Raw genomic sequence first — 24,794 nt, forward strand, 5'->3', positions numbered from 1 at the left:
TGCCCTCACCACGACAGAAGGCCGCACCCGTCATGCCCGACGCAGGCGAATCCACCACCGACCGCCGCCAGAAGCTCGCCGAGTACCACGACTCCATCTCCTCGGCCGACAGCAAGAACGATCTCATCGGGGCCATCAACAACGCCTTGGGCGTCTCGGCTCCGGTAGGTGACCCCGGGGTCATCGAGGGTCTCGCCAAGACGTACCGCAAACAGATCGACGACGTCGCCGACGTGCACCGGCGGGTGCAGAAGGTCGCCAACGAGGGCCTGCCCGACGCCTGGGTGGGCAGCACCGGGGCGCGGGCGTCCGAGGTGGTGATGGCGGCGGCGCGCTCCGCCGAGCAGATGGAGCAGGCGTTCAGCGGCGCGGCCGGCGCCCTGTTCCGCTTGGCCGACGCGCTGACCAACGCCAAGGCCCAGGACAAGGGTGGCCGCGAGCAGGTGCGCGAGGCGCTCGGCATGCTCGGCGGTGAGGACGGCTTCTTCGACGACATGGTGGAGAAGGACGCCGAGGAGGCGGAGCGGCTGCGGGCCCGCAGCATCGCGGCTGCGGGCGCCAAGACGATGCACACCGCCGCGGAGGTGGCCGACGACGCGGCGCGGGCCGCGGCGCGCGACCTCAACAAGCTGGCGTCCGAGGCCCGGGCGGGCCAGATGAAGACCGACAACATCTCCGCCGCCGACCGTCTCGTGCTCGCCGACATCGCGGGCCCCGGCGGCCCGGCGGAGATGAACGAGCTGCTGACCGCGAACGACCTGGAGCGCTCGGGCCGCGCGATGGAGCGCCTCGACGCCCGTGAGGAGGCCGAGTTCGAGCGGATGCTCGCCGAGGCGAAGACCCCGCAGGAACGGGCGTACCTCGTGAAGGCACTGGCCGCCGGGTACGACCTCAAGGAGGTCGGTGAGTTCCGCGACAAGATCCACGGCAAGGACCCGGACTGGCTGCAGCGGCACTTGACGCCGGTCACCACGGCCGGGGACAGCATGAAAGACGAGGGGATCAACACCAGCGGCCCCTACGAAGGTGCCAACAAGAACACGGACCAGCAGACGTTCAACGGCGAGAGGTGGTCGCAGGAAGGCAACACCTGCGTGCCCTCGACCGTCGTCACCGGGCGCGCCATGGTCGATCCGGTGTACGCCCTCGAACTCACCGGCGGCCCGTCCGGGCAGGAGGACGACCCCGGCGCCTTCCGGGACCGGCTGCGCGACGAGCAGCAGCGGATGCACGACGAGGGCGACGGCGACAACGCGTACGACTTCCCCTTCGGCTCGACACCCGACGGCATGGACAACGACGGCAAGACCGAGATCTCCAACAAGGAGATCAGCCCGCACACGGGCGGCGAGTACGAGTTCCAGGAGGTCAGGAGCGCGGACGACCGCCGGGACGCGCTCCCCGACATCCAGCGGGCCGTCGCCGAGGGCAGACCGGTGCCGATCGGCGTCGAGGGCAAGGACGGGAACGGCGACCGGGTCGGCCACTCCATGATGATCGTCGGTCAGGAGGGCGACATGCTGCAGGTCTACAACCCCTGGGGAACGACCACATGGGTCAGCGAGGACGACTTCGTCAACGGCAACATGGACAAGGCCTCCGACAAGGACTTGCCCGACGCCTACGGCGTCCACCTGCCCGCCCAGTGAACGGAAGGCCGATCCCCGTGAAGTCCAGCCACCGCCTGTCCGCCGCCCTGGCCTTGCCGCTGACGGCCGTGATGCTGTCCGGGTGCGGCCTCTTCGGCCCCGAGACGTTCGAGGCCGACGAGCGGTCCATCGAAGTGGACGCGGGCGACACGTTCGAGCTGACGCTCCCGGCCAACCCCTCGATGGGCCAGGACTGGAGCATCGTGCGCCCCGGTCCCGACCATGCCACGGTGCGCCAGGAGGGCGGCCGGGAGGAGGACTTCGAGGGCGACAGCGGTGTCGACGGGGGTGGTGACGGCACGCAGACCTTCACCTTCCAGGCCATTGCCGCGGGCACCACGAAGATCAAAATGAGCTACTGCGTGCTGGGCGACTGCCCCGACGGCGACGACCGCACCGCGACGGGCAGCCCCGGCAACGACCCGGCGTACTTCATCTACACGGTCACCGTGCGATGACCGGACCGGAGGTACCGATGAACCCCAGCAAGACCGACGAAGAGTCGGCGCAGGCCGACGTCGCCATGCTCCTGCGCTACGGCATCGGCGCCCCGGGCCCGCGTCGCAGCGCCCTGTTCGGCGACGGAGCCGTGGGTGCCGCGGTCACGCTCGACCGCCTCGGGGTCCAGCCCCGGTCGGTGGCTTTCCTCGGCAGGACCGTCCGCAGCGGTGGCACCGGCTACACCGCCCGGCTGCCGGAGCTGCTGCCCGATCCGGCGGCCTCGGACCTGATGCGCGGCTGGCTGGATGCGGCCGCGTCGGTGGCCCGGCCCGTGGAGGGCGACGAGGTCGTGGCCCGCTGGCTGGAGGCCGTCGCCGAACTCATCGGGCTGCGCCGCACCACCCGGGAGCGCGCCGCCCGCTGAGCTCAGCACCCTGGGGCCCATGGGGACTGCGTCCGCATCGGTTGTCAGCCGCGACCCGACTGTCGCTCCTGTGCCCCGAGCGGCTGGTCGGGGAAGCCGCCCGGGGTCACCGACATCTCGGACCGAGAAACCGCGGTGACCGTCCCGTGGCAGACGTCACCGACGCGGAGCGCCGCCAGAAACCTTCGGACGACCTGTCCAGCCGACGCATCCCCCATGGAACAAAGGCTCTCGCGGAAAGATCGCCAGACCCACTCCACCTCGGAATTGAATGGCTGCGCTGCTCCCCAGCACGGGCAATGGCGTACGGGAGGAGACCGTCGGCACTGGCGGACGCGGACGCGGAGCACCCGTCGCGGCCATCAGCACGGCCACCTCCTCCTCGCTTGCCCCCGCCAACACCTCAATCACCCGATCGAGCGCCTCGCCCGATTCAGTGCGAGTGCCCACTCGAAGCCGGCGTCGGACCGCCGTTCTTGACCGTCAGAGGCAGCAGCTTCTTACCGGTCGGGCCGATCTGGATGTGGGTGTCCATCTGCGGGCACACCCCGCAGTCGAAGCACGGTGTCCACCGGCAGTCCTCCACCTCGGTCTCGTCGAGGGCGTCCTGCCAGTCCTCCCAGAGCCAGTCCTTGTCGAGGCCGGAGTCGAGGTGGTCCCAGGGGAGGACCTCCTCATAGGTGCGCTCGCGGGTGGTGTACCAGTCGACGTCGACGCCGAACGGGACCAGCGCCTTGTCGGCGCACTGCATCCAGCGGTCGTAGGAGAAGTGCTCGCGCCAGCCGTCGAAGCGGCCGCCGTCGTCGTAGACCGCGCGGATGACCGCGCCGATGCGGCGGTCGCCGCGGGAGAGGAGGCCCTCGACGATGCCCGGCTTGCCGTCGTGGTAGCGGAAACCGATCGAGCGGCCGTACTTCTTGTCGCCGCGGATCTTGTCGCGGAGCTTCTCCAGGCGGGCGTCCGTCTCCTCGGCCGACAGCTGCGGGGCCCACTGGAAGGGGGTGTGGGGCTTCGGGACGAAGCCGCCGATCGAGACCGTGCAGCGGATGTCGTTCGAGCGGGAGACCTCGCGGCCCTTGGCGATGACCTTCGTCGCCATGTCGGCGATCTGCAGGACGTCGTCGTCGGTCTCGGTCGGCAGGCCGCACATGAAGTACAGCTTCACCTGGCGCCAGCCGTTGCCGTAGGCGGTGGAGACGGTCCGGATCAGGTCGTCTTCAGAGACCATCTTGTTGATGACCTTGCGGATGCGTTCCGAGCCGCCCTCGGGGGCGAAGGTCAGGCCGGAGCGGCGGCCGTTGCGCGTCAGCTCGTTCGCCAGGTCGATGTTGAAGGCGTCCACACGGGTGGACGGGAGCGAGAGGCCGATCTTGTCTTCCTCGTAGCGGTCCGCCAGGCCCTTCGCCACGTCGCCGATCTCGCTGTGGTCCGCCGAGGAGAGGGAGAGCAGGCCGACCTCCTCGAAGCCGGTCGCCTTCAGGCCCTTGTCGACCATGTCGCCGATGCCGGTGATCGAGCGCTCACGCACCGGGCGGGTGATCATGCCGGCCTGGCAGAAGCGGCAGCCTCGGGTGCAGCCGCGGAAGATCTCGACCGACATGCGCTCGTGGACCGTCTCGGCGAGCGGCACGAGCGGCTGCTTGGGGTAGGGCCACTCGTCCAGGTCCATGACCGTGTGCTTGGACACACGCCACGGGACACCGCTCTTGTTCGGTACGACACGGGCGATACGGCCGTCCGGGAGGTACTCGACGTCGTAGAACGCCGGGATGTAGACCGAACCCGTCCTCGCCAGGCGGAAGAGGACCTCTTCGCGTCCGCCGGGGCAGCCCTCGGCCTTCCACGCGCGGATGATCGCCGTCATGTCCAGCACGGCCTGCTCGCCGTCGCCGATGATCGCCGCGTCGATGAAGTCGGCGATCGGCTCGGGGTTGAAGGCCGCGTGGCCGCCCGCCAGGACGATCGGGTCGTCGATGGTCCGGTCCTTGGACTCCAGCGGGATGCCTGCCAGGTCAAGGGCCGTGAGCATGTTCGTGTAGCCGAGCTCGGTGGAGAAGGACAGGCCGAACACGTCGAAGGCCTTCACCGGCCGGTGGCTGTCCACCGTGAACTGCGGGACGCTGTGCTCCCGCATCAGTGCCTCCAGGTCCGGCCACACGCTGTACGTGCGCTCGGCGAGGACGCCCTGCTGCTCGTTGAGGACCTCGTAGAGGATCATGACGCCCTGGTTGGGCAGCCCGACCTCGTACGCGTCGGGGTACATGAGCGCCCAGCGGACGTCACAGGAGTCCCACGGCTTGACCGTGGAGTTGAGCTCTCCGCCGACGTACTGGATCGGCTTCTGCACATGCGGGAGCAGAGCTTCGAGCTGCGGGAAAACCGACGCAGCGACTTCGGCAGGCATCTCGCGAACCTTCGTGAGCGGGACTGAACTGACAGGGGTGACCATCTAGCCTAACGCGACTGCGGGCACCCCCAGCACGTCCCACGGCTCAGAGGACGTCCGCCCCGCCCTTGACCCCGTCCCAGACTCCGGGCAGCTGGTCCTCCACGGCAGCCGCCCGCCGCTCCTCGCGCCCGTACAGCAGCCCGTAGGTGAAGGCGCTCTCTCCGGCCCCGTGCGCGACCGCGGACAGCTCGCACAGGGTCTGGCGGGCCATGACGCTGTCCTGGTGCTCGCCGAGCAGGTTCTGCAGTGACTTCATGGTCTTGACCAGGCTCTTGGCCGGCTTGCCGAGCGCCGGAGCGGCCGCCTCCGCCGCGTAGCGGGTGCGCTTGGTCTTCTTGCGGGCCTCGTGGATGGTGACGTCACGCTCGCTGCCGGGCTCCAGCTCCAGAGCCCGCTCGACGAGCGCGGACACCTTGCCGAAGTCCTTCCGCACGGCCTTCGGCAGCGCGTTCCCGGGCTCTTTCCCGGCCGCCTTCAGCAGCGGCGGGTCGGCGAGCAGCCCGTCCATGGCGTCGAGCAGGGCCAGGTAGCGGTGGGAGTCGAGGACCCCGATCAGTCGGCTGCTCGCCCCGCCGGGCCTGTCCCCCGCCCAGTGGCTCAGCCGCTCGGCGACAGGGCCGTAGACCAGGCCCCGGGGCACCTCGTCGAGCGCCGCCGACAGACGTTCGTTCAGCACCTCGCGGTCCCGGTCCACGCCCAGTTCGCCGGCGAGCCACTTCAGCTCGTCGCCGATCGGGTCGGTGACCGCCCGGTCCAGGACCTTGCCGAAGGACTTGAAGGTGCTGCGCATCCGGCGGGTGGCGACGCGCATGCTGTGCACGGAGTCCTCGACGTCCTGGCGCACGGCGGGGTCGAGCTCGACGATCGCGTCCCGCTGTGCGCGGACGTACGCGAGCACGTGGTCGCCGGCGGTCACGGGGTCCTCGACGGACACGGGGGCGAGCTTCTGCGGGGCGGTCTCGGCCAGGGCGCGCGCGAGCTTCGACGCCGACTTCGACGGCCGGACGCCGGCCTTGCGCAGCCGTTTCTCCACCTTGTCGAGCAACACCGGGTCCACGCCGTCGGCCAACTCCACCTCGATCTCGGTCCACTGCGCGGTACCGCTGCCACCTGCGAGGCGGTCGGCCTGCACGGCGTCCACACTGACCTCCGCGAGCAGCCCGCCGTCGGCGTCCACGAGATGCCGCACGTCACGCTCGGAGCGAAGCCGGACCATGGGCACCAGGTCGGTGCCCCGAACCCGGGAGCGGACGAGCCCGGCCAGGGTGGCGGGCAGCGCGTCGGCCAGCGGCGCCTGGACCTCGTCCCGCACGCCGGGGGCCACGGGGAACTTCAGATGCCAGCCCGCGTCGGCCCCGCCCGTTCGGCGCCGCAGAGTAATCGAGGACGTGGCGAGGCGCTCGTCCGCGGTGTCGTAGTAGGTGGCGTCCAAGTGCGCTACGCCCTTGTCGATCACGGCATCGACCCCGGCGACCCCGGTCAGGTCGGGCAGGCCGCTGTCGTCGGATTCATACTTCCGCTCGATTTCGCGCTTCGTGTCCGCCATGCACTGAATCTAATGGCAGTCACGACGCGATGACAGGGCTTACCAGCCATGAACGCAGGGACAACAAGAGGCGGCGACTGGGAAACGGGCAGGTGGAGTCCAATTCTGCCGCTGGCCACCGGGCGGCCGGCGCACCGCCGTGCCAGTCATGCGGACGGCGCGGAGCCCATTCGGCCGACCACCCCAGCCCGATACGACACCGCACCCGCCGCACCGGCCCAGCCCAATGCTCACGCCGACAACGGACGTTGCACCCGGATCGACTGCAGCAACCCCACCGCCACCCAGACCGCGAACATCGACGACCCTCCGTAGGACACGAACGGCAGCGGCAGACCGGTCACCGGCATGATCCCCAGCGTCATCCCGACGTTCTCGAACGACTGGAAGGCGAACCACGCCACGATCCCCGCCGCAACGATCGTCCCGTACAGCTCGGTGGTCTCGCGGGCGATACGGCAGGCTCGCCACAGGATCACGCCGAGGAGGACGATGATCAGGCCACCTCCGAGGAAGCCGAGCTCCTCCCCCGCCACGGTGAACACGAAGTCGGTCTGCTGCTCCGGCACGAACTGGCCGGTCGTCTGCGAGCCGTGGAACAGCCCGGCGCCCATGAGCCCGCCGGAACCGATCGCGATGCGCGCCTGGTTGGTGTTGTACCCGACGCCCGCCGGGTCGAGCTCCGGGTTGGCGAAGGCCGCGAAGCGGGCGATCTGGTAGTCGTCCAGGACGCCCAGTTGCCAGACCGCGATCGCCCCCATGGTGCCCGCGCCGATCAGCCCGAAGACCCAGCGGTTGGAGGCGCCGGACGCGAGCAGCACGCCCAGCACGATCACCACCATCACCATGACCGAGCCGAGGTCGGGCATCAGCAGCACGATCAGCATCGGGACGGCGGCCAGGCCCAGCGCCTGCACGACCGTGCGGTGGTCCGGGTACTGCTTGTCCCCCGCGTCCACTCTCGTCGCCAGCAGCATCGCCATGCCCAGGATGATCGTGACCTTCACGAACTCCGAGGGCTGGAGCGAGAAGCCGCCGGGGAGCTTGATCCAGGAGTGGGCGCCGTTGATCGTGGAGCCGAGCGGGGTGAGCACCAGCAGGATCAGGAACACCGAGACGCCGTACAGGATCGGCACGGCCGTGCGCAGGGTGCGGTGCCCCAGCCAGACGGTCCCGAGCATCAGCGCGATCCCGATGCCGGTGTTCAGGATGTGCCGGATCAGGAAGTAGTACTGGTCGCCCTGGTTGAGCTCGGTGCGGTTGCGTGTCGCCGAGAAGACGAGGATCGAGCCGATCAGCGACAGGGCGATCGCCGCCAGCAGTATCGGCCAGTCCAGTCGGCGGGCGAGCGAGTCGCGGGCGAACAGGCGGGTCCAGCCCGCCCGTTCGGGCCCGTACCCGGAGACCTGGAAACTGTTGGCGCCGGTCATGTGAGCATCCTCCGGCTTCCGCGCCCGCGGCCCCTGCGTCGTCTGCGCCGGGTGTCCCGGTTCTCGGTCGTCGGCGGCGCGACCGTCCCGGCGAGCTGCTGCTCGTCCTGCTCGGCCTCGCCCTTCTGGCCGGCCCGCTGCTCCTTCGCCGGGTCCTTGGAGACCTTCGGCGAGGCGATGGTGCCGTCGGTGCGGACCTTCGGCAGGCTCTTCTCCGGGGTGGGCAGCAGCGCCTTCTTCTTGTTGATCGCGCCGTCGTCGGAGACGCCGTACAGCGCGTCGTAGATGTTGCGCACGGCCGGACCCGAGGCGCCGGAACCCGTACCACCCTGGGAGATCGTCATGACGACCGAGTAGTCCTTGGTGTACGTCGCGAACCACGAGGTCGTCTGCTTGCCGTAGACCTCGGCGGTACCGGTCTTGGCGTGCATCGGGATCTTGTCCTGCGGCCAGCCGACGTCCGCGAACCGCCAGGCGGCGGTACCGCGGGTGGCGACTCCGGCGAGGGCGTCGTCCATCGCGGCCAGCGTCTGCTTGCTTATGGGCAGCTTGCCGTGGGACTTCGGCTTGATCTCCTCGACGGTCTTGCCGTCGGGGCTGACGACGGCCTTGCCGACCGTCGGGTTGTAGAGGGTGCCGCCGTTGGAGATGGCCGAGTAGATGGTCGCCATCTGGATGGGGGTGACGAGGGTGTCGCCCTGTCCGATGGAGTAGTTGACGGAGTCACCGGCGCGCAGCCGGTTGCCTTCGAGGCAGTTCTCGTAGGCGATCTTCTCGGCGTAGCTGCCGTCCTTCTTGCCGTACTTGCACCAGGCGTCCTTGTTGGCCTTCCAGTAGTCCTGCTTCCACTGGCGGTCGGGGATGCGGCCGGTGACCTCGTTGGGCAGGTCGATGCCGGTCTCCGCGCCGAGGCCGAACTGGTGGGCGGTCTTGTAGAACCAGTCGCCCGCGTTCTTCTTCGGCTTGGTGCCGCCGTCCCGCTTCCACTCCTCGTGGGAGAGCCGGTAGAAGACGGTGTCGCAGGAGACCTCCAGGGCGCGGCCGAGGCTGATCGGGCCGTACCCCTTGGACTCGAAGTTCTTGAAGACCTGGCCGCCGATGGAGTACGAGCTGGAGCATTCGTACGGGCCGTTGAAGGAGTAGCCCGCGTTGACCGCGGCGGCCGTCGGGACGACCTTGAAGATGGAGCCGGGGGCCGACTGGCCCTGGATCGCCCGGTTGAGCAGCGGGTAGTTGGAGGCCTTGCCCGTCAGCGTCTTGTAGTCCTTGGCGGAGATGCCGCCGACCCAGGCGTTCGGGTCGTACGACGGGTTGGACGCCATGGCGACGACGCGGCCGGTCTTGGCCTCCATCACCACGACCGCGCCCGAGTCGGCCTTGTACCGCTCGTTGGTGTTGCGGTCCCACTCCTTGCGGGCTGCCTTCATCGCCTCGTTCAGCTCGTACTCGGCGACCCGCTGCACGCGGGCGTCGATGCTGGTGACGAGGTTGGCCCCGGGCTGGGCGGCATCCGCCTTGGCCTGGCCGATGACCCGGCCGAGGTTGTCGACCTCGTAGCGGGTGACGCCGGCCTTGCCGCGCAGCTGCTTGTCGTACTCCCGCTCCAGGCCGGAGCGGCCGACCTGGTCGGAGCGCAGGTACGGCGAGTCGGTGTCCTGGGCCTGCTGGAGCTCCTCGTCGGTGACCGGGGAGAGGTAGCCGAGGACCTGGGCGGTGTTGGAATTGCCGGGGCTCGGGTACCGGCGCAGGGCCTGCGGCTCGGCGGTGATGCCGGGGAAGTCCTCGGCACGCTCGCGGATCTGCAGGGCCTGCTTGGGGGTGGCCTCGTCGGTGATGGGGATGGGCTGGTACGGCGAGCCGTTCCAGCAGGGCTGCGGGGTCTCGGCGTCGCACAGCCGGACCTTGCCCATCACGTCCTCGGTCTCCATGCCGAGCACCTTGGCCAGCTTGGTGAGGACGCCCTTGCCGTCGTCCTTCATCTTCAGCAGGTCGGTGCGGGAGGCGGAGACCACCAGCCGCGTCTCGTTGTCCGCGAGCGGCACTCCGCGCGCGTCCAGGATCGAGCCGCGCACGGCGGGCTGCACGACCTGCTGGACGTGGTTGCCGGACGCCTCCTTGGCGTACGCGTCGCCCTCGCGGATCTGCAGGTACCACAGGCGCCCGCCGAGGGTGCCCAGGAGGGAGAGGACGAGGATCTGGATGACGACGAGCCGGATCTGGACGCGTGGCGTCCGGCCGGTCTCGGGGATGTTGCTCACTGCGGCTGCCTCCCCCTCTCAGTACGAGTACCAGTGCGGATACGACTGTGTGTGTACGACTCTTCGTACGACCGTGTGCACGACGCCGCCTACGACCGCGTGTACGAGTGATGAACGTCCGGCCCGCGGGGCCCGGTTCCTCCTGGACTCACCCGTCCGGGTGAACTCCCCTGCCCTCACAGCCGCTTGACCCCCTTGATGCGCCCGGCGCGCGCCGTCCGCGCCCGCACCGCCTTCACCTTCAGCCCGCCCTTGAGTCCGCCCTTGAGGCCCCCCATCCCGCCGCGCTGGCCGCCGATGCGCAGACCGGTGCCGCCGGAGAGCCAGCCGGTGGAGATGTCGGCCTTCTTCGCCTGGGACTTGGTGTCGGCGAGCGGATCGTTCTCGGCGCGCCTGGCCAGCGCCATGATCCCCGGGACGACGAACGGGGCGAGCAGCAGGTCGTACAGCGCGGCCGTGAACAGCAGACTGCCGAGGCCGACATGGCGGGCCGCGGTGTCCCCGACGAGGGCGCCGACACCGGCGTACAGCAGGGTCGTGCCGATAGCGGCGACGACCACGACGACCATCGGCCCGGTGGCCGACTTGAGCCGGCCGTTGTCCGGCTTGATGAGCCCGGCGAGATAGCCGATGACGCACAGCACCAGGGCATAGCGGCCGGCTGCGTGGTCGGCGGGCGGGACGAGGTCGGCGAGCAGACCGGCGCCGAAGCCGACGAGGGCGCCGCCGACATGGCCGTACACCATGGCGAGGCCCAGGACGGTGAGCAGCAGCAGATCGGGGACGGCGCCCGGGAGGTGGAGGCGGGCCAGGACGCTGACCTGGATCACCAGGGCGACGACGACCAGGGAGGAGGAGAGCAGGACTCGGTTGACGCGCATCTGGCTTCAGCTCCTACTGCTCTTGCTCGTACACGTCTTGCTCGTACTGGTTCCGGCCGTCGGCCGGAGGCGGATCCTGGCCGTCGGCCTGCGGCTGGTCCTCACCGTCGGCCTGCGGCTGGTCCTGACCATCCGCCTGCGGCTGGTTCTGACCGTCGGCCGGGTCCTCGGCGCCCGGCGTGACGGTGACCGTCACGGTCGGCGTGGGGGTCGGCTCGGGCTTGTCGGGGAGCACCGTGTCGCGCGGGTCCTTCGCGGGGGCCTGAACGACGACGCCGACGATGTCGAGCTTGCTGAAGCCGACGTACGGCGTGACGTACAGGGTGCGGGTCAGGTTTCCCCCGGACGGGTCGACGCGGGAGACCACGCCGACGGGGACGCCGGGCACGAACGGCTTGTCGGCCTGCGAGCCGAAGGTCACGAGGCGGTCGCCCTTCTTCACCTCGGCCTTGCCGTTGAGGAGTTCGACGCGCAGCGGACGGTCGCCCTGGCCGGAGGCGAAGCCGAGTTCGTCGCTGGACTCCATGCGGGTGCCGACGGTGAAGTCGGGGTCGTTGGCGAGGAGCACGGTCGCGGTGTTCGGACCGACGGTGGTGACCCGCCCGACCAGCCCGTCCCCGTTCAGGACGGTCATGTCGCGCTGGATGCCGTCGTTCACGCCGACGTCGATGGTGATCGTCCAGGAGAAGCCCTGGGCCGCTCCTATCGCGATGACCTCCGCGCCCTTGATGCCGTACTGGCCTGCGCCCGCGACCTTCAGCACCTTGTCCAGCTGCTTCAGACGGCTGCGGTTGCGGTCGTCGCTGCCGAGCTTGGCCTTGAGGGCGGCGTTCTCCTGCTCCAGCCGGGCGAGCCGGTCGTGGCGCTCGCCGGAGTCGCGGATCGCGGCGACCGCGTTGCCGACCGGGTTCACCGCGGCCGACACGCCGTCCTCGATCGGACCGAAGACCGTGGCGGCGGCATGGCGGGCACCGTCGACCGGCGAATCCTCACCGCCGCGGATGTCCACCGTGATCAGCGCGAACGCGATGGCGATCAGCAGCACCAGGAGCAGCCGGCTCTCTCGTGTGTCCCTCACGTGCGGCGGCCGTGCCCTTCCTCAGTAGGAATTCGGGAAACCCCCGGCAAACCCGAGGGGCTCCCTATGCGGAGTTTGGCTACGAACTTGTAAGCGGAGCTTGTGTGCGGAGCTTGTGTGCGGAGGTTCCCTGCGAAGTGTCGAAGTCCGAAGGTTCGAAGTATCGAGGCTCTTCAGGGAGCTTATGCCTCCATATCAACGATCCGCCGTACGAGAGGAGATCATCCCGTACGGCGGAATCGAAGAGTTACGTCATCTGCGCGGCTGGGCGTCCAGCACCTGCTGCAACGCCTCGAACTCCTCGACGCACTTGCCGGAGCCGAGCGCCACGCTGTCCAGCGGGTCCTCGGCGATGTGGATCGGCATGCCGGTCTCGCGGCGCAGCCGCTCGTCGAGGCCGCGCAGCAGGGCGCCGCCGCCGGTCAGAACGATTCCTCGGTCCATGATGTCGCCGGACAGCTCCGGCGGGCACTTGTCGAGGGTCGTCTTCACGGCGTCCACGATCGCGTTGACCGGTTCCTCGATGGCCTTGCGTACTTCGGCCGCTGAGATGACGACGGTCTTCGGCAGCCCGGAGACGAGATCCCGGCCGCGGATTTCGGTGTGTTCGTCAGCATCGAGGTCGTACGCCGAACCGATCGTGATCTTGATCTGCTCAGCCGTCCGCTCACCCAGCAGAAGGGAGTATTCCTTCTTGATGTGCTGGATGATCGCGTTGTCCAGTTCGTCGCCCGCGACACGGATGGACTGGGCGGTGACGATGCCGCCGAGGGAGATGACCGCGACCTCCGTGGTGCCGCCGCCGATGTCGACCACCATGTTGCCCGTGGCCTCGTGGACCGGCAGGCCGGAGCCGATGGCCGCGGCCATGGGCTCCTCGATGATGTGCACCTGGCGGGCGCCGGCCTGGGACGACGCCTCGATGACGGCGCGGCGCTCGACACCCGTGATGCCGGAGGGCACACAGACGACGACCCGCGGACGAGCCAGATACCGCCGCTTGTGGATCTTCAGGATGAAGTAGCGGAGCATCCGCTCGGTGATCTCGAAGTCGGCGATGACGCCGTCCTTCAGCGGACGTACGGCAACGATGTTGCCGGGCGTGCGCCCGATCATCTTCTTCGCTTCGGCGCCGACCGCGAGAATGCCACCGGTGTTGGTGTTGATCGCGACGACGGACGGCTCGTTGAGTACGATCCCGCGACCCCTGACGTACACCAGCGTGTTGGCGGTCCCGAGGTCGACAGCCATGTCACGGCCGATGAACGACATTGAGTTCCCCATCAGGATTCGTCTGGCCTTCCTGGGAGCTTTTGATGGCTTTTCAGGTCGGCGAAGTGGGTGCTGTGACGTGAAGGGTTCTATCGTAGACGCGCCTTCGCGAACACTGCGGGAGGGTCTTCGCCATTGTCAGCAGATGGCGAGTCGCCTCGCTTGTGGAGACGGGCCATCGGGGGCACTCGTTCCCTCGATCGCCACGCATATGCCGCTGGGCGGCCGGGTTTCTTCGACCGCCCCAGTTCGGGCCGGGTGTGGGGGTCAGGCGCGGCCCGGGAAGAAGATCTTCACCTCGCGCTCCGCGGACTCCTCGGAGTCGGAGGCGTGGATGAGGTTCTCGCGGACGATCACGCCGTAGTCACCGCGGATGGAGCCGGGCGCCGCGGCGATCGGGTCGGTCGGACCGGCCAGCGCGCGCAGCCCCTCGATGACCCGCTCACCCTCGACGATCAGGGCCACGACCGGGCCGGAGGCCATGAACTCCACCAGCGGCTCGTAGAAGGGCTTGCCCTTGTGCTCGCCGTAGTGCTGCTCCAGGGTCTCCTGGTCCAGGGTGCGCAGCTCCAGCGCGGTGATCTGCCAGCCGGCCTTGCGCTCGATCCGGCTGATGATCTCGCCGGTCAGGCCGCGGCGGACTGCGTCGGGCTTGAGCAGGACGAGGGTGCGCTGGGTCACGACGAGCTCCTTATTACCTACAGGTGTGCGGTGGGACGAGGTTACAGGGCTGAGCTGGGCGCTCGTCACGGAGTGTCAGCCTGTGCAGGTCGCCGGGCCCGGGGGCTGTCCCCCGGGGCCGCGATCGGCCTCGACGACCGCGTCCTCAGGCTCCGGAAGGGCTGGTTTTGTCCCCTTGCGCCGCAAAGCGCGCCTTCGCCTCGTCGACCTTTCTGCCGTAGTGCACCGACGCCCACCACAGCGCCGCGAACACCGCGCCCAGGAAGAACATCGTCGGGACGATGAAGCCGGAGGCGATGAGGGCGATCTGCAGGGCCCAGCCGAGGGCGACGCCGCCGGGCCGGGTCACCAGGCCGCACAGCAGCAGGCACAGGAACATCGCGATCCCGCTGACCGTCCACACCGTCGACATGGACAGGTCGGGATCCTTCATGGCGACCAGACCGGCGAAGCCGATGACGAAGAACTCACCGATCAGGGTCGAGGAACAGAGCGTACGCATCTTCGGATTCAGCCCTTCCCCAGCAGCAGCCGGGCTTCGCCGACCGTGATGACGGACCCGGTGACGAGCACACCGCCGCCCGCGAACTCGCCCTCCTCCTCGGCCAGCGTGATCGCGGCCTCCAGGGCGTCCGGCAGCCGCGGCTCGACCTGCACGCGATCGTCGCCGAACACCTCGACGGCGATGGCGGCCAGTTCGTCGGCGTCCATGGCGCGGTGGGAGGAGTTCTGCGTGACGACGATCTCGGCGAAGATCGGCTCGAAGGCCTCCAGCAGCTCCCGCACGTTCTTGTCGCCGCTCGCGCCGACGACCCCGATCAGCCGGCTGAAGTCGAAGGCCTCCCCGATCGCCTCGGCGGTCGCCCGCGCACCCGCCGGGTTGTGGGCGGCGTCGAGCACGACGGTCGGCGAGCGCCGTACGACCTCCATACGGCCCGGAGAGGAGACGGCCGCGAACGCCTTGCGGACCGTGTCGATGTCCAGCGGCTCGGCCCGTGCGGCGCCGACGCCGAAGAAGGCCTCCACGGCGGCGAGGGCGACGGCGGCGTTGTGCGCCTGGTGCGCGCCGTGCAGCGGCAGGTACACCTCGGGGTACTCACCGCCCAGACCGCGCAGGGTCGCCAACTGCCCGCCGACGGCGACCTGACGCGACACCACCCCGAACTCCAGGCCCTCGCGCGCGACGGTGGCGTCGACCTCCACGGCCTTCTTCAGCAGCACCTGCGCCGCGTCCACCGGCTGCTGGGCCATGATCACGGTGGCGTCCTGCTTGATGATCCCGGCCTTCTCACCGGCGATCTCGCCCGGAGTGCCGCCGAGCCGGTCGGTGTGGTCGAGGTCTATGGGGGTCACGACGGCGACATCACCGTCGATGACGTTCGTGGCGTCCCAGGAACCGCCCATCCCCACTTCCACGACGGCCACATCGACGGGCGCGTCGGCGAAGGCGGCGTAGGCCATGCCCGTCAGCACCTCGAAGAAGGACAGCCGGTACTCCTGCTGCGAGTCGACCATCTCGATGTACGGCCGGATGTCCTGGTACGTCTCGATGAACCGCTCCGCCGAGATCGGCGCCCCGTCGAGGCTGATCCGCTCGGTGATCGACTGGACGTGCGGAGAGGTGTAGCGGCCTGTGCGCAGCTCGAAGGCGCCGAGCAGGGCCTCGATCATGCGGGCGGTCGACGTCTTGCCGTTGGTGCCGGTGATGTGGATGGAGGGGTACGCCCGCTGCGGGTCGCCCAGCACGTCCATGAGCGCGGCGATCCGGGTGACGGACGGCTCCAGCTTGGTCTCGCCCCAGCGGGTGGCGAGCTCCGCCTCGACCTCACGCAGCGCCTTGTCGACCTCGGGGTCCTCGGGGCGTGCGGGCACGTCGGCGCCGGGCGGGCCGCCCTGGGTGCGCAGGGTGCGGCTGCCGGCCTCGATCACCGCGAGATCCGGGTCGCGGTCGGTCTCGGCCGCGATGATCTCTTCGAAGGGGTCGAGGGGGTCGGGCTCGTTCTGGTCGCTCACGGGGTCAGTCTACGGAGGGCAACTGACAGTGCGCCCATGGAGTGGGGTGTCCTGGGCCGTCGGGCGGCTGCTGGTCCGTTGTGGCTGGTCGCGCCCACACGGCGGAGCCGCACACCGACACGGCCCCGCGCCCCTGAGGTACGCGCAGGCCCCCGGCGCCGGAACAGCACCGGGGGCCTCATGGCCGTGGAACCGCCTACGCCTGCGGCAGGCGGTCCAGCTGCGCGGCGATCCGCGCGATGTCCTCGTCCGCCTTCGCGAGGCGGCCGCGGATCTTCTCCACGACATTGTCCGGCGCCTTCGCGAGGAACGCCTCGTTGCCGAGCTTGGCGTTCGCCTGGGCCTTCTCCTTCTCGGCCGCCGCGAGGTCCTTCGCGAGGCGCTTGCGCTCGGCCGCGACGTCGATCACGCCGGAGAGGTCGAGCGCGACCTCGGCGCCCGCCACCGGCAGGGTCGCCGTGGCCGTGAAGGACTCGCCCTCCGGCTGGAGGCGCAGCAGCTGGCGGATGGCCGGCTCGTGCGGGGCGAGGGCCGTGCCGTCGAGGGTCAGGCGGGCCGGGACGCGCTGGCCCGGCTGGAGGCCCTGGTCGGCGCGGAAGCGGCGGACCTCGGTGGTGACCTGCTGGAGAACGGCGATCTCCTGCTCGGCCGCGGCGTCACGGAAGCCGCTGTCCTTCGGCCACTCGGCGATCACGATCGACTCGCCGCCCGTCAGCGTGGTCCACAGCGTCTCCGTGACGAACGGGACCACCGGGTGGAGCAGCTTGAGGGTGACGTCGAGGACCTCGCCGAGGACGCGCTTGGAGACCTCGGCCGCCTCGCCGCCCGCCTGGAACGTCGTCTTCGACAGCTCGACGTACCAGTCGAAGACCTCGTCCCACGCGAAGTGGAAGAGCGCGTCGGAGAGCTTCGCGAACTGGAAGTCCTCGTAGAACGCGTCGACTTCGGCGACGACGGAGTTCAGGCGGGACAGGATCCAGCGGTCCGTCGACGACATCGCCGACGGCTCCGGGAGCGGCCCGTCGACCGTGGCGCCGTTCATCAGCGCGAAGCGGGTGGCGTTCCAGATCTTGTTGGCGAAGTTCCGGGAACCCTGGACCCAGTCCTCGCCGATCGGGACGTCGACGCCCGGGTTGGCGCCGCGGGCCAGGGTGAAGCGGAGCGCGTCGCTGCCGTACTTGTCCATCCAGTCCAGCGGGTTGACCGCGTTGCCGAAGGACTTCGACATCTTCTTGCCGAACTGGTCGCGGACCATGCCGTGCAGGGCGATGGTGTGGAACGGCGGGGTGCCGTCCATCGCGTACAGGCCGAACATCATCATCCGGGCGACCCAGAAGAAGAGGATGTCGTAGCCGGTGACCAGGACGGAGTTCGGGTAGAACTTCGCGAGCGAGTCGGTCTGTTCGGGCCAGCCGAGGGTGGAGAAGGGCCACAGGCCGGAGGAGAACCAGGTGTCGAGGACATCGGTGTCCTGGTGCCAGCCCTCGCCGGTCGGGACCTCGTCGTCGGGACCGACGCAGACGACCTCGCCGTCCGGGCCGTACCAGACCGGGATGCGGTGCCCCCACCACAACTGCCGCGAAATGCACCAGTCGTGGAGGTTGTCGACCCAGTCGAAGTACCGCTTCTCCATCTCCTGCGGATGGATCTTGACCTTGCCGTCGCGGACGGCGTCACCGGCCGCCTTGGCGAGCGGGCCGACCTTGACCCACCACTGCATGGACAGGCGCGGCTCGATGGTGGTCTTGCAGCGCGAGCAGTGGCCGACGGAGTGGACGTACGGCCGCTTCTCGGCGACGATCCGGCCCTCGGCGCGCAGCGCGGCGACGATGGCCGAGCGGGCCTCCAGGCGGTCCAGGCCCTGGAAGGGGCCGTGGGCCGTGATGACGGCGTGCTCGTCCATCACCGTGAGGGACGGCAGGTCGTGACGCCGGCCGATCTCGAAGTCGTTCGGGTCGTGGGCCGGGGTGACCTTGACGGCACCGGTGCCGAACTCGGGGTCGACGTGCTCGTCGGCGACGACGGGGATACGGCGACCGGTGAGCGGCAGCTCGATGTCGCGGCCGACGAGGTGGCGGTACCGCTCGTCGTCGGGGTGGACGGCGACCGCGGTGTCGCCGAGCATCGTCTCGGCGCGGGTCGTCGCCACGACGATGGCGTCGTCGCCGTCGCCGTACCGGATGGAGACGAGCTCGCCGTCGTCGTCCTGGTACTCGACCTCGATGTCCGAGATGGCCGTCAGACAGCGCGGGCACCAGTTGATGATGCGCTCGGCGCGGTAGATCAGCTCGTCGTCGTAGAGGCGCTTGAAGATGGTCTGGACGGCCTTGGACAGGCCCTCGTCCATGGTGAACCGCTCGCGGGACCAGGCGACGCCGTCGCCGAGGCGGCGCATCTGGCCGCTGATCTGCCCGCCGGACTCGCCCTTCCACTGCCAGACGCGCTCGACGAAGGCCTCACGCCCGAGGTCGTGCCGGGACTTGCCTTCCTTCCCCAGCTCGCGCTCGACGACGTTCTGCGTGGCGATGCCGGCGTGGTCCATGCCGGGCTGCCACAGCGTCTCGTAACCCTGCATGCGCTTACGGCGCGTCAGGGCGTCGATGAGGGTGTGCTCGAAGGCGTGCCCGAGGTGCAGGCTGCCGGTGACGTTCGGCGGCGGGATGACGACGGTGTACGGCGGCTTGTCGCTCTTCGCGTCCGCCTCGAAGTAGCCCCGCTCCACCCAGCGCTCGTACAGCGGCCCCTCTACGTCGGCCGGCGCGTACTGGGTCGGCAGTTCGGTGTCGGGCGCTGGTGGCTGCTGCTGAGCGTTCTCGGTCACCCGCTCAGTTTAGGGGTGTCGCGGGCGTGTCCCGAAACGCGTTTGTTCTGTAACGGTGGGCACCCCGATGCCATGCGTTGCCTGAGTCTGGGCCAGGATGTCAGGAACACATAAGCATCTGGAGGGGAACCCAGAAATGAGCTACAACCAGCCGGGCCCGTACGGCGGGCAGCCCCAGCAGCCCGGTCCGTACGGCGGGCAGCCTCAGCAGCCCGGTCCGTACGGCCAGCAGCCGCAGGCGCCCCAGCCCGGCTACGGCTACCCCCAGCAGGCCCCGCCGGCCCAGCCCCAGCCCGGCTACGGCTACCCGCAGCAGCCCCCGGGCGTCCCGCCCCAGCAGCCGAACCCCTACGGCCAGCAGCCCCAGTACGGCCAGCAGCAGCCGTACGGCATGCCCCAGCCCCCGGCCCCGGGCGGCGGCGGCAAGAAGGCGGGCCTGATCATCGGCGCCGTGGCCGTCGTGGTCGCGATCGGCGTCGGGGCGTACTTCGTGCTCGGCGGCGGCAGCGGTGGCGGCGCGGGCAACCTCGAGGACGACGGGGCGCACAAGCTGGCTACGCCGGCGACGGTGCTCAGTGAGTACAAGCGGGTCGGGGAGGGCAACCAGACCAGCGACTCCGACACCGTGAAGGACATGGAGAAGAGCGGCGTCAAGAACGGGACGGTCGTCGTCGGGAGTTGGTCCACCGCCGACCTGAGCAACTACGACCCGCAGGACCCCAGCACCATTCCTGACCAGGCGGAGCTGCTGGCCGCCAAGGGCGTCACGATGGTGGGCGGTTACGGCGAGATCGCGGACCCTCAGTCGACCCTGGACAAGTTCTTCGCCTCCATCCAGAAGGAGGTCAAGGAGAGCTCTTCGAGTGACTCGCCCACCATGCAGAATGCCGAACTGGTGGGCGAGCCCGAGGAGGTCGAGATCGACGGCGCGGTCGCCAAGTGCCAGTCGACCAAGGCCACCAACGCACTCACCAAGAAGCAGTCCACCGACTGGTTCTGCGCCTGGGCCGACTACAGCACCGTCGCCATGGTCTCGCCCGGCGACAACACCGGCACGGGCGTCCCCAAGGACACCGCGGTCGACCTCACCAGCAAGCTGCGCCAGGAAGTCCGCGAAAAGGCCTGACGCCGCACGCGCCAACTGAGAAGGGGCCCCGTCTCTCGACCGGGGCCCCTTCTCACGTCTGTCGGGCGGCTACGCCGACTTCTGCTCGCCCGGCCCGCGGCCCCGCGCGTCCCGCGGGATCAGGGTCGGGTTCACGTTCGACTGAACGACGTCGGCCGTGATGACGACCCGGGCGACGTCCTTGCGGGACGGCACCTCGTACATCACCGACATCAGGACCTCCTCCATGATGGCGCGCAGGCCGCGCGCGCCGGTCTGGCGGAGGATGGCCTGGTCGGCGATGGCCTCCAGGGCCTCGCGCTCGAAGTCCAGCTCCACGCCGTCGAGTTCGAAGAGGCGCTGGTACTGCTTCACCAGCGCATTGCGGGGCTCGACGAGGATCTGGAGCAGGGCCTCGCGGTCCAGGTTGTGGACCGAGGTGATGACGGGGAGGCGGCCGATGAACTCGGGGATCATGCCGAACTTGACGAGGTCCTCCGGCATGACGTCCTCGAACTGGTCCTTGGCCTCCAGCTCGCGCTTGGAGCGGATCGTCGCGCCGAAGCCGATGCCCTTGGCGCCGGCCCGGGACTCGATGATCTTCTCCAGGCCCGCGAACGCGCCGCCCACGATGAACAGGACGTTCGTCGTGTCGATCTGGATGAACTCCTGGTGCGGGTGCTTACGGCCGCCCTGCGGCGGGACCGAGGCCGTGGTGCCCTCCAGGATCTTCAGCAGGGCCTGCTGGACGCCCTCGCCGGACACGTCACGCGTGATCGAGGGGTTTTCGCTCTTCCGGGCGACCTTGTCGATCTCGTCGATGTAGATGATCCCGGTCTCGGCCTTCTTGACGTCGTAGTCCGCCGCCTGGATCAGCTTCAGCAGGATGTTCTCGACGTCCTCGCCGACATACCCGGCCTCCGTCAGCGCCGTCGCGTCCGCGATGGCGAAGGGGACGTTCAGCATGCGGGCCAGGGTCTGGGCGAGCAGCGTCTTGCCGGAGCCCGTGGGGCCCAGCAGCAGGATGTTGGACTTCGCCAACTCGATGGCGTCCTCGCGGCTTTGACCGCCGCCGTTCTCGCCGGCCTGCACACGCTTGTAGTGGTTGTAGACGGCGACGGAGAGCGCCTTCTTGGCCGCTTCCTGGCCGACCACATAGCCCTCGAGGAACTCGTAGATCTCGCGCGGCTTGGGCAGTTCCTCCCAGCGGACCTCACTGGTCTCCGCGAGCTCTTCCTCGATGATCTCGTTGCAGAGATCGATGCACTCGTCGCAGATGTACACACCAGGGCCTGCGATGAGCTTCTTGACCTGCTTCTGGCTCTTGCCGCAGAACGAGCACTTGAGCAGATCGCCGCCGTCACCGATGCGTGCCACGGTGTGCTTCCCCTTCGCCTGGGAGACGACTGGACGTTTTAGAATCCAGCGGCTCCTCGTGCTGCCTTATGTCGACGGTACCTTGCCTGGCCCCCCGTTCGGGCCCCCCTTGGCGCGGTTCACTTTGACGTGCACCGTCCCAAACCGTGCCAAGGGGCAGCAGACACTACCGGGTCCGCGTCAGCGAACGTCGGCGTTGTTCATCTTCCGGGTGGAGATGATCTGGTCGATCAGCCCGTACGACAGCGCGTCCTCGGCGGTGAGGATCTTGTCGCGCTCGATGTCCTCGCGGATCTTCTCGATCGGCGTGGTGGAGTGCTTGGCCAGCATCTCCTCCAGCTGCGAGCGCATCCGCAGGATCTCGTTCGCGGCGATCTCCAGGTCGGAGACCTGACCGCGGCCGGTCTCGCTGTACGGCTGGTGGATCAGCACACGGGCGTTCGGCAGCGCCATGCGCTTGCCGGGCGTGCCGGCGGCCAGCAGCACGGCCGCGGCGGAGGCCGCCTGGCCCATGCAGACCGTCTGGACGTCCGGCTTCACGAACTGCATCGTGTCGTAGATGGCCGTGAGCGCGGTGAAGGAGCCACCCGGGCTGTTGATGTAGACCGAGATGTCCCGGTCGGGGTCCATCGACTCCAGGCACAGCAGCTGCGCCATGACGTCATTGGCGGAGGCGTCGTCGATCTGCACGCCGAGGAAGATCACGCGCTCCTCGAAGAGCTTCGCGTACGGGTCGTACTCGCGGATGCCCTGCGAGGTGCGCTCCACGAACCGCGGGATGACGTAGCGGGACTCGGCGGCGGGACCCGTGTACTCGGCGCGCGTGCGGTCGTACAGGCTGCTGCCGGGGAAGTCGTTCACTGTCTGTCTCCTAGGGGCTTGGACGGTCGGCTGGGGGCGCTGCGGGGGGGTGTGTGCCCCGCGGTGGGGCTCAGGCCCCGGTGCCGCCGCCGCCCGGCATACCGGCGGCCGTGGGCATCACGTCGTCGATGAGGCCGTACTCCTTGGCCTCGAAGGCGTCGAACCAGCGGTCGCGGTCCGAGTCGCGAGTGATCTGCTCGATCGACTGGCCCGTGTGCTGGGACGTGAGCTCGGCCATGCGCTTCTTCGTGTGCAGCAGCCGCTCGGCGTGGATCTTGATGTCGGAGGCCGAGCCGGCCAGGCCCGCGGAGGGCTGGTGGATCAGGATCTCGGCGTTCGGCAGCGCGAAGCGCTTGCCCGGGGTACCCGCGCTGAGCAGGAACTGTCCCATCGAGGCGGCGAGGCCCATGGCGATGGTCACCACGTCGTTCTTGATGTACTGCATGGTGTCGTAGATCGCCATGCCGGCCGTGATCGAACCGCCGGGGCTGTTGATGTACAGGAAGATGTCCTTGTCCGGTTCGGCGGCAAGGAGCAGCAGCTGCGCAGTGATCTTGTTGGCGATGTCGTCGTCGACCGGCTGGCCGAGGAAGATGATCCGCTCGCCGAGCAGCCGGTTGTAGACCTGGTCGCCGAGGCCACCGCCGATGGAGGGCTCGCCGGCGGCGGAGGGCATCAGATTCGTCACGTATCCACCTGCTCGTCTTACGACGGCGCCGGGCCGTCTTACGTGTTCTGCGGGCAACGGGGGCTTCCCTGCCCTCATACTCATGGACCCTAACGCGGTGGCCCTGTGCTGCAATCCCGGTTCTGCGGGTGTTCGCTGTGAGCGCATGCACTCCGCCGGTTGGCCGTTCCCGCTCGCCGAGGCCACCGGGTAAGCGAACGGGCCCCGGGTCATCCAATGACCCGGGGCCCGTCCGTACGGCTTACAAGGTGCCGTGGGCTCAGCCCTCGGACTTCTCCTCGGCGGCCTCGTCGGCGGTGCCCTCGGCGGCCTCCACCGTCTCGGTGGCCTGCTCGGTCTCGTCCTCGTCGTCCAGGTCGATGACCTCGCCGTTGGTGTCCTTGACCACGGCCTTCTCGACGACGACGGCCAGGGCCTTGCCGCGGGCGACCTCGCCGACCAGGAGCGGAACCTGGCCGCCCTCGACGACCGCCTGGGCGAACTGGTCGGGGGACATGCCGGAGGAGGCGGCGCGACGCATGAGGTGCTCGGTGAGCTCCTCCTGGTTGACGTTCAGCTTCTCCTGCTTGACGAGCTCGTCGAGGACGAACTGCGTCTTGATGCCCTTGACCGCGGCTTCCTTGGTCTCGGCGTCGAACTCCTCGACCGTCTTGCCCTGGATCTCGAGGTACTTCTCGAGGTCGAGGCCCATCTGGCCGAGCTGGTGGTGCTCGAGGTTGTGCTTACGGGTGTTGATCTCGTCCTCGAGCAGCTTCTCGGGGACGGGCACCTCGACGAGCTCCAGCAGCTTCTCCAGGACGCGCTCCTGGGCCTGCGTGGCCTGGTCGTACTGCTTCATGTTCTCGAGGCGCTTGCGGCTGTCGGCCTTGAGCTCGTCCAGCGTGTCGAACTCGGAGGCGAGCTGCGCGAACTCGTCGTCCAGCTCGGGCAGTTCGCGGGCGGCGACCTGGGTGACCTTGACGGTGACCTCGGCCTCCTTGCCGGCCGCCGAGCCGCCCTTGAGCTCGGAGGCGAAGGTGGCCTCGCCACCGGCCTCGAGGCCCTTCACGGCGTCGTCGATGCCGTCCAGCAGCTCGCCGGAGCCGATGGTGTAGGAGACGCCCTCGGCGACGCCGTCCTCCAGGACCTCGTCGTCGACCTTGGCCTGCAGGTCGATCGTGACGACGTCGCCGTCCTCGGCGGCACGCTCGACCGGGGAGGTGGAGGCGAAGCGCTCGCGGAGCTGCTCGACCGACTTCTCGACGTCCTCGTCGGTGACCTCGACCGCGTCGACCTCGACCTCGATGCCGGAGTAGTCCGGGATCTCGATGGTCGGGCGGATGTCGACCTCGGCGGTGAAGTTCAGCGTCTCGCCGTCCTTCAGCTCGGTGATGTCGACCTCGGGCTGGCCCAGGACGTTGAGGTCGGCCTCGTTGACCGCCTCGGTGTAGAACTTCGGCAGCGCGTCGTTGACGGCCTCCTCCAGCACGGCGCCACGGCCGAACCGCTGGTCGATGACGCGGGCCGGGATCTTGCCCTTGCGGAAGCCCTTCACCGTGACCTGCTGGTTGATCTTCTTGTACGCCGCGTCGAGGCTGTCCTTGAGCTCCTCGAAGGGCACCTCGACAGTGAGCCGAACCCGAGTCGGGTTCAGGGTCTCCACGGCGCTCTTCACGGTTCGGTCTCCTTGTGGCTGACTTCTTGGGTTCTGCCGGGACCAGACTGGCCCGGCGGATTTCGCCGCCCGGGAGGACTTCATCAGATGGAGAGACACACGGGCGTGCAGCTTGCATAGTAACGGCAGCGGCGACACGCCCCAAAGGCGATCACTGGACGCGATC

General features: G+C 69.1%; 19 protein-coding genes. 4 read left to right on the forward strand and 15 right to left on the reverse strand.

Going from position 1 to position 24,794, the window contains the following annotated elements; all coding sequences use genetic code 11:
• Positions 1-32: 32 nt before the first annotated feature.
• Genes AB5J55_RS14135 through AB5J55_RS14145 form a run of 3 tightly spaced genes read left to right on the forward strand, consistent with a single transcriptional unit; the run spans position 33 to position 2,514 of the window.
• Positions 33-1,649, forward strand: coding sequence for a WXG100 family type VII secretion target (locus tag AB5J55_RS14135; RefSeq protein ID WP_369271020.1), 1,617 nt, complete (start codon positions 33-35; stop codon positions 1,647-1,649).
• A gap of 17 nt (positions 1,650-1,666) precedes the next feature.
• Positions 1,667-2,107 (forward strand): protease inhibitor I42 family protein, encoded by a 441-nt coding sequence (locus AB5J55_RS14140; RefSeq protein WP_369271021.1) that lies wholly within the window; start codon positions 1,667-1,669, stop codon positions 2,105-2,107.
• 17 nt (positions 2,108-2,124) lie between these two features.
• Positions 2,125-2,514, forward strand: a complete 390-nt coding sequence (locus AB5J55_RS14145) for a hypothetical protein (protein ID WP_369271022.1) — start codon at positions 2,125-2,127, stop codon at positions 2,512-2,514.
• 433 nt (positions 2,515-2,947) lie between these two features.
• Here the strand turns inward: AB5J55_RS14145 and AB5J55_RS14150 are convergent, their stop codons facing one another.
• The 11 genes from AB5J55_RS14150 to AB5J55_RS14200 form a co-directional block, all read right to left on the reverse strand.
• On the reverse strand, positions 2,948-4,918 hold the full coding sequence (locus AB5J55_RS14150; protein ID WP_369271023.1) for a TIGR03960 family B12-binding radical SAM protein: 1,971 nt from the start codon (positions 4,916-4,918) through the stop codon (positions 2,948-2,950).
• An 88-nt stretch (positions 4,919-5,006) separates the two neighbouring features.
• The gene (locus AB5J55_RS14155; RefSeq protein WP_369271024.1) at positions 5,007-6,509 is read right to left on the reverse strand and encodes a CHAD domain-containing protein; all 1,503 of its coding nucleotides are present in this window, start codon (positions 6,507-6,509) and stop codon (positions 5,007-5,009) included.
• Between the two features lie 230 nt (positions 6,510-6,739).
• The gene (rodA, locus tag AB5J55_RS14160; RefSeq protein ID WP_369271025.1) at positions 6,740-7,939 is read right to left on the reverse strand and encodes a rod shape-determining protein RodA; all 1,200 of its coding nucleotides are present in this window, start codon (positions 7,937-7,939) and stop codon (positions 6,740-6,742) included.
• Positions 7,936-10,197, reverse strand: a complete 2,262-nt coding sequence (gene mrdA, locus AB5J55_RS14165) for a penicillin-binding protein 2 (RefSeq protein WP_369271026.1) — start codon at positions 10,195-10,197, stop codon at positions 7,936-7,938. Before mrdA ends, rodA begins: the two co-directional genes overlap by 4 nt.
• A gap of 176 nt (positions 10,198-10,373) precedes the next feature.
• Positions 10,374-11,078, reverse strand: a complete 705-nt coding sequence (gene mreD / locus AB5J55_RS14170; RefSeq protein ID WP_328881656.1) for a rod shape-determining protein MreD — start codon at positions 11,076-11,078, stop codon at positions 10,374-10,376.
• Between the two features lie 13 nt (positions 11,079-11,091).
• Complete coding sequence (mreC, locus tag AB5J55_RS14175; RefSeq protein WP_369271027.1) at positions 11,092-12,156, reverse strand: rod shape-determining protein MreC; 1,065 nt, start codon at positions 12,154-12,156, stop codon at positions 11,092-11,094.
• 252 nt (positions 12,157-12,408) lie between these two features.
• Complete coding sequence (locus tag AB5J55_RS14180; protein WP_004931372.1) at positions 12,409-13,428, reverse strand: rod shape-determining protein; 1,020 nt, start codon at positions 13,426-13,428, stop codon at positions 12,409-12,411.
• A 267-nt stretch (positions 13,429-13,695) separates the two neighbouring features.
• A complete protein-coding gene (gene ndk, locus AB5J55_RS14185; RefSeq protein ID WP_030943193.1) occupies positions 13,696-14,109 on the reverse strand; it encodes a nucleoside-diphosphate kinase in 414 nt (137 codons plus the stop codon).
• 145 nt (positions 14,110-14,254) lie between these two features.
• Positions 14,255-14,611 (reverse strand): DUF4233 domain-containing protein, encoded by a 357-nt coding sequence (locus tag AB5J55_RS14190; protein ID WP_328881654.1) that lies wholly within the window; start codon positions 14,609-14,611, stop codon positions 14,255-14,257.
• Between the two features lie 8 nt (positions 14,612-14,619).
• The gene (locus tag AB5J55_RS14195) at positions 14,620-16,122 is read right to left on the reverse strand and encodes a folylpolyglutamate synthase/dihydrofolate synthase family protein (protein WP_369271028.1); all 1,503 of its coding nucleotides are present in this window, start codon (positions 16,120-16,122) and stop codon (positions 14,620-14,622) included.
• Between the two features lie 196 nt (positions 16,123-16,318).
• A complete protein-coding gene (locus AB5J55_RS14200) occupies positions 16,319-18,943 on the reverse strand; it encodes a valine--tRNA ligase (protein ID WP_369271029.1) in 2,625 nt (874 codons plus the stop codon).
• Positions 18,944-19,079: 136 nt separating this feature from the next.
• Here AB5J55_RS14200 and AB5J55_RS14205 point away from each other — a divergent pair, with 136 nt between their 5' ends.
• A complete protein-coding gene (locus AB5J55_RS14205; RefSeq protein WP_369271030.1) occupies positions 19,080-20,069 on the forward strand; it encodes a hypothetical protein in 990 nt (329 codons plus the stop codon).
• A 69-nt stretch (positions 20,070-20,138) separates the two neighbouring features.
• Here the strand turns inward: AB5J55_RS14205 and clpX are convergent, their stop codons facing one another.
• The 4 genes from clpX to tig all read right to left on the reverse strand — a co-directional run bounded on the left by clpX (position 20,139) and on the right by tig (position 24,628).
• Positions 20,139-21,425, reverse strand: coding sequence for an ATP-dependent Clp protease ATP-binding subunit ClpX (gene clpX / locus AB5J55_RS14210; RefSeq protein ID WP_369271031.1), 1,287 nt, complete (start codon positions 21,423-21,425; stop codon positions 20,139-20,141).
• A 180-nt stretch (positions 21,426-21,605) separates the two neighbouring features.
• A complete protein-coding gene (locus AB5J55_RS14215) occupies positions 21,606-22,286 on the reverse strand; it encodes an ATP-dependent Clp protease proteolytic subunit (RefSeq protein WP_369271032.1) in 681 nt (226 codons plus the stop codon).
• 70 nt (positions 22,287-22,356) lie between these two features.
• Entirely contained in the window at positions 22,357-22,962 is a 606-nt protein-coding gene (locus tag AB5J55_RS14220) for an ATP-dependent Clp protease proteolytic subunit (protein ID WP_328430572.1), read from the reverse strand.
• A gap of 271 nt (positions 22,963-23,233) precedes the next feature.
• Positions 23,234-24,628 carry a trigger factor gene (gene tig, locus AB5J55_RS14225; RefSeq protein ID WP_369271033.1) on the reverse strand — a complete coding sequence of 465 codons (1,395 nt, stop codon included), beginning with the start codon at positions 24,626-24,628 and terminating at the stop codon, positions 23,234-23,236.
• Positions 24,629-24,794: the final 166 nt, after the last annotated feature.

Origin of the sequence: Streptomyces sp. R11, from assembly GCF_041051905.1 — a bacterium.
Taxonomy (GTDB): domain Bacteria; phylum Actinomycetota; class Actinomycetes; order Streptomycetales; family Streptomycetaceae; genus Streptomyces.

Bases quoted from the DNA above. Each gene is read 5' to 3' on its own strand.
- AB5J55_RS14135 (WP_369271020.1), top strand. From the start codon at position 33: ATGCCCGACGCAGGCGAATCCACCACCGACCGCCGCCAGAAGCTCGCC.
- AB5J55_RS14145 (WP_369271022.1), top strand. From the start codon at position 2,125: ATGAACCCCAGCAAGACCGACGAAGAGTCGGCGCAGGCCGACGTCGCC.
- AB5J55_RS14150 (WP_369271023.1), bottom strand. From the start codon at position 4,918: ATGCCTGCCGAAGTCGCTGCGTCGGTTTTCCCGCAGCTCGAAGCTCTG.
- AB5J55_RS14155 (WP_369271024.1), bottom strand. From the start codon at position 6,509: ATGGCGGACACGAAGCGCGAAATCGAGCGGAAGTATGAATCCGACGAC.
- rodA (WP_369271025.1), bottom strand. From the start codon at position 7,939: ATGACCGGCGCCAACAGTTTCCAGGTCTCCGGGTACGGGCCCGAACGG.
- mreD (WP_328881656.1), bottom strand. From the start codon at position 11,078: ATGCGCGTCAACCGAGTCCTGCTCTCCTCCTCCCTGGTCGTCGTCGCC.
- AB5J55_RS14180 (WP_004931372.1), bottom strand. From the start codon at position 13,428: ATGTCGTTCATCGGCCGTGACATGGCTGTCGACCTCGGGACCGCCAAC.
- AB5J55_RS14190 (WP_328881654.1), bottom strand. From the start codon at position 14,611: ATGCGTACGCTCTGTTCCTCGACCCTGATCGGTGAGTTCTTCGTCATC.
- AB5J55_RS14205 (WP_369271030.1), top strand. From the start codon at position 19,080: ATGAGCTACAACCAGCCGGGCCCGTACGGCGGGCAGCCCCAGCAGCCC.
- AB5J55_RS14220 (WP_328430572.1), bottom strand. From the start codon at position 22,962: ATGCCCTCCGCCGCCGGCGAGCCCTCCATCGGCGGTGGCCTCGGCGAC.